This is a genomic window from Geotalea daltonii FRC-32, from assembly GCF_000022265.1.
Taxonomy (GTDB): Bacteria; Desulfobacterota; Desulfuromonadia; order Geobacterales; family Geobacteraceae; genus Geotalea; species Geotalea daltonii.
This window is the reverse complement of sequence record NC_011979.1, coordinates 2,491,208-2,504,691: the sequence shown is the minus strand read 5'-3', so window position 1 is coordinate 2,504,691 and position 13,484 is coordinate 2,491,208. Positions and strand designations below refer to the sequence as shown.

General features: G+C 52.1%; 10 protein-coding genes. All 10 read right to left on the bottom strand.

Going from position 1 to position 13,484, the window contains the following annotated elements:
* Nucleotides 1-209 precede the first annotated feature (209 nt).
* The 10 genes from GEOB_RS11255 to feoB all read right to left on the bottom strand — a co-directional run bounded on the left by GEOB_RS11255 (nt 210) and on the right by feoB (nt 13,428).
* Nucleotides 210-2,552, bottom strand: a complete 2,343-nt coding sequence (locus GEOB_RS11255) for a methyl-accepting chemotaxis protein (protein ID WP_012647345.1) — start codon at nt 2,550-2,552, stop codon at nt 210-212.
* 383 nt (nt 2,553-2,935) lie between these two features.
* Nucleotides 2,936-5,011: a methyl-accepting chemotaxis protein gene (locus GEOB_RS11250; RefSeq protein WP_012647344.1), complete on the bottom strand. Its 2,076-nt coding sequence runs from the start codon at nt 5,009-5,011 to the stop codon at nt 2,936-2,938.
* 52 nt (nt 5,012-5,063) lie between these two features.
* Complete coding sequence (locus GEOB_RS11245) at nt 5,064-7,169, bottom strand: chemotaxis protein CheA (protein ID WP_012647343.1); 2,106 nt, start codon at nt 7,167-7,169, stop codon at nt 5,064-5,066.
* Nucleotides 7,166-7,531, bottom strand: coding sequence for a response regulator (locus GEOB_RS11240; RefSeq protein ID WP_012647342.1), 366 nt, complete (start codon nt 7,529-7,531; stop codon nt 7,166-7,168). Before GEOB_RS11240 ends, GEOB_RS11245 begins: the two co-directional genes overlap by 4 nt.
* Entirely contained in the window at nt 7,531-7,893 is a 363-nt protein-coding gene (locus GEOB_RS11235; protein WP_012647341.1) for an STAS domain-containing protein, read from the bottom strand. The genes GEOB_RS11240 and GEOB_RS11235 overlap by 1 nt, the downstream gene beginning before the upstream one ends.
* 33 nt (nt 7,894-7,926) lie before the next feature.
* Nucleotides 7,927-9,753, bottom strand: coding sequence for a methyl-accepting chemotaxis protein (locus GEOB_RS11230; protein WP_012647340.1), 1,827 nt, complete (start codon nt 9,751-9,753; stop codon nt 7,927-7,929).
* 166 nt (nt 9,754-9,919) lie between these two features.
* Nucleotides 9,920-10,390 (bottom strand): cytochrome P460 family protein, encoded by a 471-nt coding sequence (locus GEOB_RS11225; protein ID WP_012647339.1) that lies wholly within the window; start codon nt 10,388-10,390, stop codon nt 9,920-9,922.
* A 176-nt stretch (nt 10,391-10,566) separates the two neighbouring features.
* Complete coding sequence (locus GEOB_RS11220) at nt 10,567-11,211, bottom strand: metal-dependent transcriptional regulator (protein ID WP_012647338.1); 645 nt, start codon at nt 11,209-11,211, stop codon at nt 10,567-10,569.
* Nucleotides 11,212-11,238: 27 nt separating this feature from the next.
* Nucleotides 11,239-11,421 carry a hypothetical protein gene (locus GEOB_RS11215; protein ID WP_012647337.1) on the bottom strand — a complete coding sequence of 61 codons (183 nt, stop codon included), beginning with the start codon at nt 11,419-11,421 and terminating at the stop codon, nt 11,239-11,241.
* A 15-nt stretch (nt 11,422-11,436) separates the two neighbouring features.
* Complete coding sequence (gene feoB / locus GEOB_RS11210) at nt 11,437-13,428, bottom strand: ferrous iron transport protein B (protein ID WP_012647336.1); 1,992 nt, start codon at nt 13,426-13,428, stop codon at nt 11,437-11,439.
* Nucleotides 13,429-13,484 lie beyond the last annotated feature (56 nt).

Here is a 13,484-nt window from a genome sequence, read left to right as displayed (position 1 = left end):
AAGGTAAATTTTTCTAATTTCAGCACGCAAAACAGTAGAATCAAATAGTAAAACATGTACAAAGTGGCGGGAAATCTGGAGCAAATCGGGAGGCTGGAGAATGAAAAAGGGCTGGACCCGATGGATTGGGTTCCAGCCCTTTGCTGCCTGAGCATAGCAAGTTTGGCGAAGAGCCGGAAGTTATCCGGCTCCTCTTCTTTTACCTGTAATCAATATTTTTCAAAATCCCCGTCCAGGTTGTCATGGTCATCATTCATATCCAGATCGTGCCCGACCACCTTCTTGTGATATCCATTGGCCTTGGCGTGTTTGATGTTGTCCATTGCAGGAGCGGCATGGGTAGCATTGGCAGATTTCTTTTTGTCCTTAGCCTGCTTTGCCGGCTCCGTCGCACCGATCCTGAAGAAGGAAATATTATCCTGCAGTTGCTCCGCCTGGGAAGAAAGCTCTTCGGCCGTTGAAGCCATCTCTTCCGAAGCTCCTGCATTCTGCTGAATGACCTGATCAAGCTGCTGGATCGCCTTGTTGATCTGCTCCGCACCTGAATCCTGTTCCCTGCTCGCGGCATTGATCTCCTGCACCAGTTCAGCAGTCTTCTGGATGTCGGGAAGGATGTTTGCCAGCATCTGGCCTGCCTTCTCAGCCACCTCCACACTGGAAACGGAAAGGGTGGAGATTTCGCCCGCAGCGTTCTGGCTTCTCTCGGCCAGCTTCCTTACCTCGCTTGCCACCACGGCAAATCCTTTGCCGTGCTCTCCGGCGCGTGCGGCCTCGATGGCTGCGTTCAGCGCCAGCATGTTGGTCTGCCGGGCGATTTCCTCGATGATGGAAATCTTGTCAGCGATATCCCTCATGGCCTGCACCGTCTCGGCAACGGCCTTGCCCCCCTCCTTGGCGTCCTCGGCCGATTTCACCGCTATCTTTTCCGTCTGCTGTGCGTTGTCGGCGTTCTGCCTTATAATCGAGGTCATCTCCTCCATGGATGATGATGCTTCTTCGGCTGCTGCCGCCTGTTCGCTTGCCCCCTGGGACATTTCCTGTGCCGCCGATGACAATTGCATACTACCGCCGGCCACGTTGTCCGCTGCCGACTTCACTTCTTTTATAATAGCTACAAGCTTCTCCACCATTGCGGACAAAGCCTGCATCAGTTCATCCTCGGCCGAACGCATCTTGAGCTCCACCTGCAGATTGCCGCCGGCTATCTCCTTAGCTGCCGCTGTGATGCCGTTGGTCGAATCCACCAATAGATTCAGGTTGTTCTTGATAATGTTGTACTGCCCCTTGTATTCGGCTGTTATCAGCGGTGGCATGTTGCCCTTGGAAATGCGGTCTACATAGTCTGCTGTCAGCATGAGCGGATTGACGATATTGGTGAGGATATTATTGACACCGCTCACCAGGTCCTTCCATCCACCGGTAAAAAGCTCCGCATTGGCACGTTTGTCAAGCTCACCCTCAGCAGCACCGCGAATGAGGATGTCGGTCTGCTCCAGCAGCCTCTGCATAATGTCGATGCAGTTGTTCAAATTGATCTTTATCTGGTTGAAGTCGCCGTTGTAGTTATCGGTTATCTTTGTCGGGATGTCCCCCTTGCTGATCAGGTCCACATATTCCGCGGCCAGGTTGAGAGGGTTGATAACGGCATCCAGTGTCTGATTGACTCCTGCAACGATCCGTTGGTAGTCTCCCTGGTGCCTGGCTGCATCGGCACGGGTTGCCAGCCTGCCTTCCTGTGCCGCCTGGGCAAGCATGTTGGCATCTGCCACTAAAGCTTTTATGGCTTCAACCATTGTCTGCATGGCTGCCTGCAGTTTTCCGGTTTCGTCCTGAGCCGTCACATCCAGAGCCACATCCATATCGCCGCCGGCTATCTTGTTGGCTGCGGTAATACATGCTGCAACAGGTTTGGTAATGGCTCGGGTGATGATCAACGCGATTGTAGCGCCCAGCAACAGAGCAAAAATCGTGCACGCCAGAATAATCGTTATGGTATGCTTGCCAAGTGCTATACCCTCCTTGCCGATCCGATTCACCTCTTGGGTCTCATAGGCGATAAGCTCGGCTATGCCCTGCATATAATCCTGCTGGCTCGTCCTCATCTTGCCGAAAAGAAGGGCTTTCGCCTGTGCGTTCTTCCCCTGATTAATGAGATCGATCAATTGTTTCAGATCATCACGGTACTTTTCCCTGCCAACTTCAACGGCAGAAAAGAGCTCCTTACCTTTCGGATCTTGAATAGCAGCCTTGAGTTTTTCCATCCTGTCATTAATTATCCTGGAACAATCTGGTATACGGCCAATTTCTTTAGCTGCCTCCGACCTGTCATCGGTAAGGATGGCGTTTCTGGTAGCTCTGGCGGCAATATTCAGTTGATCGATAACATCGTTGGCCTGGACGGTCTTAGGGAACCTGTCTGCGGCAAGCTCATCGATACTGTTGCTCAACCTGCTCACATTCACATAGGCCAGCACTCCCATTAACACCATAAGCAAAAGAACAACGCCATACCCGATTCCCAGTTTGGTACCGATCTTCATGTTCTTGAACATTTACCCCTCCACGTTGATGTGATTGAACCTGGAAATATGGTTCATTTGCAGATGGAGCAGCTCTAATCTTCAAGCATCCCCATCAAGGATGAATAAAGGAGATTAAAATTCTGCTTCAACAATGTCACTTTTCGGAATTTATTTTTTTTTCTAAACTTTTTTTATAAAGAATGTGGAAATAATTTTAATAGTAAAATGGTAGGTAATTACTAATTTCTGGAGTCATCAAAGATAAGCATGGGAGTATATTGGGGGGTGGGTCTCAGGCTGTTATCCGGGGCTGTCGGTCTAAGTAAAGATGAGGTATGAGAGGCGCTGCAACGATGAGCAGCGCCTCTCATATAACTGGAAATATAAGAATCTCTGTTACCTCCTGCCCTTACTCAGAATTTCTCGAAATCAGAATCCAATTCATTGTGTGGTTCCTGCATATCAAGATCATGGCCCACGGCCTTTTTTGAATAACAGTTGGCTTTGGCATTTTTCAGAGATTTGTCAGCTTTAGCCTGTTGCTTTTGCACCGGCTTTTTTTCGGTTATCGGTCGTTTGTCCACTGCCGAACTGTCGATTTTAAAGTAGGCGATTGCCTGTTGCAGCTGTTCGGCCTGGGACGCCAGCTCTTCGGCAGTGGAGGCCATCTCTTCCGAAGCACCTGCATTGGTTTGTATAACCTGATCAAGCTGCTGTATTGCTTTGTTTATCTGCTCTGCCCCCGTATCCTGCTCTTTACTGGATGCATTTATCTCCTGCACCAGTTCCGCCGTCTTCTGAATATCGGGAAGTATGGAACTGAGCATTTGACCTGCTTTTTCGGCAATGTCGACACTGGAAGCCGAAAGTTCGCTTATTTCACCCGCTGCCTTCTGACTACGCTCGGCCAACTTGCGTACTTCGGAAGCAACAACGGCAAATCCCTTGCCATGCTCACCGGCACGGGCCGCCTCAATGGCTGCGTTCAACGCAAGCAGGTTCGTTTGCCGGGCTATCTCTTCTATGATGGTGATCCGGCTTGCTATTTCCTTCATGGCCAGGACTGTTTCATCAACGGCCCTTCCCCCTTCCTGGGCGTCAGCGGTTGATTTCAGGGCGATTTTTTCGGTCTGCATGGCATTGTCAGCATTCTGTCTGATACTTGCGGTCATTTCTTCCATGGAAGAGGATGCTTCTTCGGCAGCGGCAGCCTGCTCGCTTGCTCCCTGGGACATTTCCTCGGAACCTGCGGAAAGCTGCTGGCTGCCGGCTGCAACGTTGTCTGCGGCAGATTTCACATTGCCGATGATTTCCACAAGATTGGCCACCATGGCTGACAATGCTTTCATCAGCTCATCATTCTCCGAACGAACCTTCAGCTCAACTTGCAGGTTGCCGTCTGCCACTTCCCTGGCTGCTGCTGCTATACGGTTAGTGGAATCGATCAGCAGGTTAAGGTTCTGTTTGATCAGATTGTACTGCCCCTTATACTCCTCCGTTATCTGAGGAGGCATGTCACCCTTTGAGATGCGGGCAACATAATCGGCCGTCACGTTCAGAGGGGTTACTACGGCATCAAGGGTCGCGTTGACTCCATGAACTATTTTCTGGAATTCCCCATGGTGCTTGTCGGCGTCAGCCCTTACATCGAGCTTGCCGTCGATGGCCGCCTTTACCAGCACGCCGGTATCGTCGACCAGTGCCTTTATGGTACACATCATCTGCGCCATGGCAAAGATCAAACTTCGTTCATCCTTGCCTGTGGTGTCTATGGACATTGACAGGTCACCTGCTGCGACCTTGCGTGTTATCTCGACCACGTAGAGAGGATCTCCCCCCAACTGCCGCTGCACGTTCCTGACCAGCAGCCAGCCGAAAATGACCGAGAAGATCAGTGCCGCTACGCTGCAAACAATGGATATGGTGGAGGTTCGCTGCCTCAAGGCATCGAACATTTCATCACCATTGGTGCTTTCCTTCTTGATGGAGACGACAATCTTATGCAACGGCTCGATTGCGGCATCCCGTGCTGCATCGAGCAGAGCGTCTATCCTGCGGAGCTCTTCCGTGCTGGAGCCGGCGCCTTTCTGCAACTCGGGCAGCTGCCTGTTTTCAAACAGGTCCTGATATTTGGCGAGATTGACGGCAAAGGCTTCAGCCAACTGCTTTTCCTCCGCCGTATCGGCCAGTTTACGCACATTATCCACATCTTTCAGAAGGTTGTCTTTAGCGTCCTTGAATTCCTTGCGTGATTCGGCAAGATTGCGATTGATAACAGCGTCGGCCATTATGCCGTACAGAGCCTCAAGCCGCACCTGCACTTCCTGAATGGCGACTGCGTTGCCACTCAGGTCGGCTCCGTGATCCTGGACATTGCCCAGCTCCCGCATCTTTATCACCTGGAACAGGACAACACACACAAGAGCTGCGACGATCAGACCAATACCACCGTACAATTTTGTAGCAAGTTTCATATTGCTGATGTCCATGAAATGTTTCCTCCCTTTCTAACCACATTACATAAGATTGCCCTTAAACAACCTATTGCAGGCTCTGCGCCTCCACTTCCTTTATCAGTTGCGGGATATCCACGATCAGTGCAACCGCCCCGTCACCCAGAATCGTCGCTCCCGATATGCCCTCGACATTTTTATAAGCCCGTCCCAGTGATTTGATAACCGTCTGGTGCTCGCCTATGACGTGGTCGACCACAAAGCCGACACGCATGCCGTTGACCTGGGTGATGACGATCTGCTGGATTTCCGGCGCATTGCCGATGATCCGGAACTTCTCCCGGAGTGGGATGTATGGCACCATGTGGTCACGAACGGTGGCCAGATTTCTTCCATGGGACTTTTCGATGTCGCTGCCGGTCAATTCCACACATTCATCCACCAGTGAAAGTGGAAGCAGGAAACGGTCGCCGCCGATCTGAACCAGCAGGCTTTCGATGATGGCCAGGGTCAGGGGTATCTTTACGGTAATGGTGGTGCCTTCTCCCCGTTTGCTGGTTATTTCGATGGTGCCGCGCAACGCTTCGATGGCCCTCTTGACCACATCCATTCCGACACCGCGCCCGGAGACACTGGAGATCTTTTTAGCAGTGGAAAAGCCGGGAGCAAATATCTGGGCAAAAATCTCTTTTTCGGACAGTTCTGTGGTGGGCGGAATAAGCCCCTTTTCTATGGCCTTGGCCCGAATGGCCTCCTTATCCAGTCCTGCACCGTCGTCTTTGATGGTAATGAAGACACTGTCGCCGGAATGAACGGCGGAGAGATGCACCGTCCCCTGTGCCGGCTTGCCGGCTGCCGCTCGCTCTTCGGGCATTTCTATGCCGTGGTCGATGCTGTTGCGGATCAGGTGCACCAAGGGATCGTTGAGCTTTTCTATGACGGTCTTATCCAGCTCCGTCTCAGCGCCGGAAGTCTCCATTTCAATCTTTTTGCCCAGTTCGTTGGAAAGATCGCGAACCAGGCGTTTGAACTTACTGAAGGTGGTGCCGATGGGCAGCATCCTGATGTTGAGAGCGTTATCCCGCAATTCTGCGGTCAGACGCTCCACCTCTTCGGCGATGGACATCAGTTCCGCATCCCTGCGCCCGGCGGAGGTCTGACTAAGACGAGCCTGGACCGTGACCAGTTCTCCCACCAGGTTTACCAAAACGTCCAGTTTTTCTGCAGGAACACGGATGCTGGAAGCGTTCTCCTGGGATTGCCTTTCCTGCCGGACCTCCTTCACATGCTGCTGCTCCACAAGGGCAGAGATGATTTTTTCCGGTTCCACAAACCCGCTCTCGATGGCAATTTCCCCAAATCGTTTCTGCTGGGACAGGATATTCTTCATCTCCTCGAAGCTCAGATCACCCCGTTCCACCAGTATTTCGCCAAGTTTCTTGTAGCCATCTTCGCCGGCGAAAGGTGCCCCACTGTCAATGGCCTCGATCTTCAGCTCGCAATCGTCCTCTACAAATATGAATACATCCTTGATGGCGTCAATTCCCCTGTTGGTGGTCAAAATCACATCCCAGTAAACATAGCAGCTCTCCGCATCCATCTCCTCCAGGGGAAGCAGGTTGGTCACCTGGGCAATTACCCGGCTCTGACCAAGTTCCCTCAATTCCTTGACCAGGCTCAGGGGATTAGTTCCTCGCATGAAAATACCCTGGTCTGGTTCGAAACGGATCCGGTAGGTAACTTCAGCCGATTCCTGCTGCCCCCCTTTTGCCTCTTCGGCCGGTTGAAGGTTCGCCGATGATTTTTCAGACTCCGTTTCGGGAAGCATGCTCTTCAGGGTGGCAATGATCTCTGCGGTGCAGGCTACGTCAACCACAGCGCCCCCGGTTGAAGCATCAAGCATGGCCTTGATCTGATCGCGAGCGGCCAGGGTAACGTTGACCAGTGTTTTGGTTACCGGAATCAGACCGTTGCGCACCAGATCGAAAACCGTTTCCACTTCGTGGGTAAAAGCGGCAATGTCTTCAAAACCGAACATTGCCCCCGATCCCTTGATGGTATGCATGGCCCGGAAGACCCGGCCGATCACTTCCTCATCATCAGGCCTTTCTTCAAGCTCCAGGAGGGACGTTTCCAACTCTGCCAGAAGCTCGTAAGCCTCTTCCTTGAATGCCTCTTGATGTTGGTCCATCATCCGAGCACCTTCTTCACCACCGCCATCAGCTGTTCAGGCTTGAAAGGCTTTACTATCCAGCCGGTTGCCCCGGCGGCCTTTCCTTCCTGTTTTTTGCTGTCCTGGGATTCCGTGGTAAGCATAACGATAGGAATGAATTTACAGGCAGGCAGAGCCCGCGCCCCCTTGATCAGGCCGATGCCGTCCAGGTTCGGCATGTTCAGGTCGGTGATGAGCATATCGACCTTTTGTCCGCCAAGCTTCTGCAGCGCATCTTTTCCGTCCACCGCTTCCACCACCTCGTACCCGTTCTGTTTCAGGGTAAAACTGACCATCTGTCGGACACTGGCAGAATCATCCGCCGTCATGATTATCTTTCCCATCAATCATTCCCTCCCACCCAAAAGCAGCTTTTTTCCTTGTCCTGGGCACATCCCACATGGCGCTGAAAACCTGCTTCCATGCTCGCCGTATCAATAATATCACTATCACCGGTAGTAATGCAGAGATGCTTGTTAAGGTGCAGGGAACTGCGGTGAGCCGAGCATAGGAGTTGCAGGCCTGCCAGGTCGACCTCCGTCACCCCGGCCAGGTCGAGGCAAAGCTGTTCCCCTCCCTCCAATGCCTGCAAAAGAGAAGTTTTCAATTCTCCAACGTTCTGGACGGTAAGCGGTCCGCTGACTTTTACAACCAAGGCAGCAGGGTTCCCTTCCGCTTTGGCCATGGTCACCTTCAGTTCACCCATAACAGATTCTCCTCCTAAAGCTGACGCTGAATATTAAAACAGCTCCACGTTATCTCCCAGCCCATCGGATGCCGGCGAAGAAACTTCGCTGACAGGATCGGCAGGTACAGGTTGAGTACTTGCTCCCTCTTCTTTTTTGATCATGGAATGATGGATCTTGCGTTCGCTGTCCATGGTGTAGCGGTCGGCAAGCTGCATCAGATTGCCGTTTTCAGCATCAGATGACGGAGCGATGAGACGGGCTTCATCGATAATGGTGCACAGTTCGCTCCTTACCTGGTCGATCACCTGGGTCACCTGAAAATGGGCCGTAATGCCGTTGGTTGCTGCGTCAATATCTGTACAAAGCGTTTCAACAGCCCCTTGCATGTTCTTCAGACATTCGCTAAGTGAATCATTCACTCTCTGCAGGGATTGAAGCAGCCCCGGCAGTGAACTGACCATTTCTTCCACTTCCTGGTCAAGCTCGGTCGCATCTGCCCTGGCGCTGTTGCAGAGTCCTTCGGTGGCATTGGTAACTTCGGTCAACATATTGGAAACGGCAGAGGTCTGGGCAATGGCATCCACCGACAGCCGTTGAATAGCCTCTGCAAGGACTCCAAGCGCGGCACCATCGTCACCGGTCAGGGCAGCTTTCACCTGTGCATTGAGGGCGATGAGTTCGATTTCCTCACCGATGAACTCAATATCGCTGACAAACGCCGTAATCTCCGTTACCGTTTCGGCAACGGTGTTCATGGCCTTGGTCAGGGCACGATTGAGCTGGGAACTCTGGTCCAGAACGGCGCCAACCACGGTGAGATCGGCTTCCAGTCCCGTCAGGAAAGAGCTTCCCGTCTGATCTGCCACACCTGCCATGGCACTGGTATCTTCGGAAAGGCGTGCTTCCTTTGCCGCTATGCCGTGCAAGTTGTCGACAATACGCCCCACAGCGCCATTGAGTTCATCGCTGGCATGGGATAGCTGTGCCGCCTGCAGTTGGCAAATACCGACAGCAGTCTGCGCCAGAGCGGGCGCCATCCCATCCCGGTCTTCTCCCTCGCTTTCCAGGCTGTTCTGCAGATCATCCAGAGCCTCGGCCACATGCTCGATCTGTTGACGGACTATATCGTGGAACTGCATGGACATGACAACTTCGCCAATGTTTCGGGACACGACTCCCGAAGCTTCGGCTATGGCAGATGCAGCCGTGGAACAACGGGAATTGACTTCAGTCAGGGCAGCAAGACTTGCCTGGGTTCTTTCCAGTATTCCCTTTACCTGACCCTTTTGTTCTATGCCCAGATCAAGAACCTGGTTCAGGGTCTGGCGGATCACAGAGGTCAGCAGTTCCTTTTGTTCAAGTATTGTCCCCGCCTTTTCAAGAACCTGAATGGAAAGCTGAGCGACATCGTTTGCCAGCGTATCGAATCCTGCAGCGCTCTGCCCAAGACGTGCACTTTCTATCTTGGTTGAAATACCGAGCATGCGCAGCGACTTGTTTATTTTCCTGAAACCTGAAAGGGGAGCAGCAGTCCTGTCCAATAAAAGAAGAATTGAGCGCAAGGTTTGGGAACTCTGTTCCGTCTCCTTCTCCCCATGGACCAGGTACTCGTCCATCTGGACAAGTATCTCCCGAAGGCGGCCAATGGTATGGGAAATTTCTTCGCCGGAAACCTGGCCGGCCATCTCCGAAGACATTTGTGAGATTTGTCCGGCCCGGTCGTAAAAATCGTGGAGCCTAGCCCCGGTTGCCAGGAATTCTTCCTCTGTGGTGCCTGATATCTCCATCAATAGCCGGCTTGCCGAGGCGAGGCGTGCAGGCCAGGAGGATGGCAAGGATTTGACATTGAAGGCCGGCACGTTGTTATCCATAAACATAGTTTCAACCCTGTTTCATGCAGATGTAAAGGCAGTGCACCACCCTTGTTTTTAAACATATCGTCAGAAGGCGGAATAGCTTGAGGGATAAATAATTTTTAGAAAATAAAAAAGCACCACAGGTCCTGTGATGCTTTTTGAGATGGAGACTTCTCGCGGGGGTTTGTTATTTGAAATCGGTATACTTCGAAATGACGTAATCTCTATCTTTTGCTTCTTTCAGATGGCATTCATAGCAGTTTTTCACCGGGTCAAGCTTGGAAGCCTTCCCCTCGCCGGTGAAACCGACGAATTGCCAGCCGCCGGTTTCTTTGAATTTCTTGTCCTTTTTCATCAGGACAATCATGTTCTTTTTACCTTTTACCGGCTTGCCGTTTTCTTCCTTTAACTTGTAGTAATCGACCACAAAGCGGCTGCCTTCGGGATATTTTCCTCCGGCTTTGTAGGCGGGCATGGCTTTCTTGTCCACATAGATGTTGTGAACCCCATAGAAAAGCGAACTCTTGTCACTGACTACCTTTTCCTTGCTTTTCTCCCACTTTTCGTACCCCTTGGGTAGCGTGCCGGTGGCAGCAAATGCTGAGGTGGCGGCGAAGAGCAGGGAAACAGCCGTCAGCATGACAGAATTTTTTTTCATTGATGTGTCCTCCAAAGCGTGATTTGTATGTGGACCGGTCCGTAGTCCAAACGCCGGTGAAGGGTAATAAATTTGCGTCCTTTATTCAAGAAAAACATGCCTCTTCAGCAGGTACACATCTATAAGTATACTAAGTTACAGGAAATCGGCAGCTATTTATAGACTTTTAACGCCGCCTACTTTCGGACAAAAATTTCACGGGCCATGGCCGAATCGATGGCAAATTCGGAAAAACCTACCCTGAAAATGTAGGTGGGGAAGGTCTGGGAGAGGATGATGCGGTTGCCGGGAAGCACCCCCATGGCCATGAGTTTCTGCATCTTTTTACTGTCTTCTGTCTGGATATAGGCTATTTCCCCTTCTTCGCCCGATTTCAGCTCCGTGAGGGGGACAACACCCAGATCACCGCTTTTTTTCGCTTCCTCGCAGCACTCCCCGGGCGGAATGTGTTTGCCGTGGGGACAGGTGGTGGGATGGTTGAGCATGGTGCAGACCTTGGCATCGACCCCTTCGTTGAGCAGATGCTCGAACTGGCAAGCCTTGTCGTCTCCGGCCTCCCCACGTACATTCAGCACATCCATGAGCAGCCGTTCTGCCAGCCGGTGGCGGCGGATCGTACGCCTGCCTTCTACCTTGCCCTCCGGACGAAAGTAGACCCGCCCCTCCTTTACCTCGACCAGGGTCTGGGAGGTCAACTCCTGGTAGGCTGGATCACCGGCCGGAATGCCGATATTATCGATCTCGGCAAAGCCTTTTCCTTCCTCCTCAACGGCAATCCATAGCGCTTCCAAAATTTCTTCCGCTTTATCCGATAACTTCATACATGCTCCTTGTATTGTTTTAACCTGCTATTCTTTATCGTTTTTCACCAACAATCCCTTTAGTTTCTTCAACACCTTCATTTCAGGTGGATTCTCATAGTAGCAGCGTGGACAGCGTACCATGCTACATTTCCCCGGTTTGCCGCATTTCCCGCAACCGGTGATGCCTTCTTCCTGGCTGAATTCGTGTCCGCAATAGCCGCACTTCATTGAGATAACCTCTTGTTACACCAGCTTGGTGACGAGCAGGAACTGGTTGAGCAGATAACCGCTGCCAAAGGCAAGAGCGCTGACAAAGACACCGATGGCCAAGGCGACCTTTAAACCTCGCTCTCTTTTCATGACCAGGAACTGGGCCACACAGGGAATGAAGAGGGTCAGCGTCACCGCTGCAACCGTCAATTGCCGTCCATCCAGTATACCCTTGGTCTGCAGATCATACAGTCCGGCAGCCCCATAATCCCGACGGAAGAAGCCGAAGATGAAGGCGACAGCTACATCCTTGGGCAGTCCCATCATGGACATTACCGGGCTCATGACTTCCACTGACTTCTCGAAAAAATGAGTGAGTTTGCCGATCCACAGCAGCACCGATGCCAGTATGAAGAGCGGCAGGATTTCCAGAAAGTACCATTGCATCCTGGTATAGGTCTTGGTTAGAACGTTGGACAGCTGGGGAAGCCGCATGGGTGGCAGCTCCATATAGAACATCGGGGTCTCGCCGGGCACAAGGCGGGCCGCAAGAAATCCAATTAAAAGGAATATGAGCAAAAGGCTGATGCTCCAGACCAGAAGAGCCCCGGGCGCCTTGGATAAAAGCGCCAGAATAACGCCGAGCTGTGCGGAACAGGGAATGGCCAGAGCCAGCAGCAGGGTGGCGAGAATTCGCTCACGCACCGTTTCCAGCGTACGGGTAACCATGGTAGCCATGGTATCGCAACCGAAACCGAGAACGATGGGAATGACGGCACGGCCGGTGAGGCCGATTTTCTTGAAGACCCTGTCTACCAGCAACGCCAGCCGCGGAAAATAGCCGCTGTCCTCAAGAATGGAAAAGAAGAGGAAAAAGGTCGCAACAATGGGAAGAATGATTCCCACTGCATAACGCAGACCAAGGGTCAGCACACCGTATTCTCCGACAAAAAGTTCCTGAATGACTTCCCAGGGAACCACCCCTTTGATGAATTCTGTGATCCAGGGGTTGAAATATCCTTCAAAGAGAGTCCCTTCGAGAAAATCAACGAGCGTACCGGCACCAAAGACACCGACGAACTGGTAAAGGCCATAATAAAGAACTATCAGCAACAAAGGTATCCCTGTTAAGGGTCTGACCGCCCAACTGGAAAGGCGCTCATTAAATGTAACGACCCTCTTGTCCGGCAGATTGAAAACCCCGGCAAGGAGTCCTTTGACTATACCTTTTCGCTCCATGGACAGGTCCAGGTTAAAGGATTCCCGCCGCTCGAAGGTTTTCTCGCGCACTTTGTCGGAAACGGCTGCAAAACCTTCACCTTCACGTTCGGCAATGAGGGCGGTTACCTCTTCGTCCCTCTGCAAGAGCAGCAGCGCCAGCGATTTTTTCGCTAACGGATAGTCGCACTTGATCAGCTGAGCGACACTTTCGATATCCGCCTCCAGCCGTTTGCTGTAGCCGAATACCGCACGAGTCTTCCTGCTGTAGCCGGTAATGGCCTTCCTGATCTCTTCCAGGCCACGTTTTTTGGCGGTGGCAGCACCTATGACCGGAATGCCGAGTTTTTCCTGCAGGAGTGGGATGTCGATTACAAGTCCCATCCGCTCCGCCTCGTCCATGATATTCACCACCAGCACCACCGGCAACTGGGCATCGATAAGCTGCAGGGTCATGACCAGCATCCGCTCCAGGTTCCTTGCATCCAGCACGTGCAGAACCACATCGGGAGATTCCTTGAGTAGAATCTCGCGGGCTACCCGCTCCTCCTCGGTAATCGGCAGGAGAGAATACATGCCCGGCGTGTCTATGATCTCACATACTTCGCCGTTGATCGAGGCGGAACCGCGAGCCACCTCTACCGAAGTGCCGGGGTAATTGGAAACCGTGACATAAGCACCGGTCAAGGCATTGAAAAGGACACTTTTCCCCACATTAGGGTTTCCCACCAGTGCGACCTTCTTGGCCGCACCGGTTGATGCACTGGCATTGGAATGACATGAAGCCTTTTTCTTGAATACATCCATTTGGGTTTACTTCCTTAGTTGTAATTGATAGTCATTTTCAAATGTGCGGTAAAAAA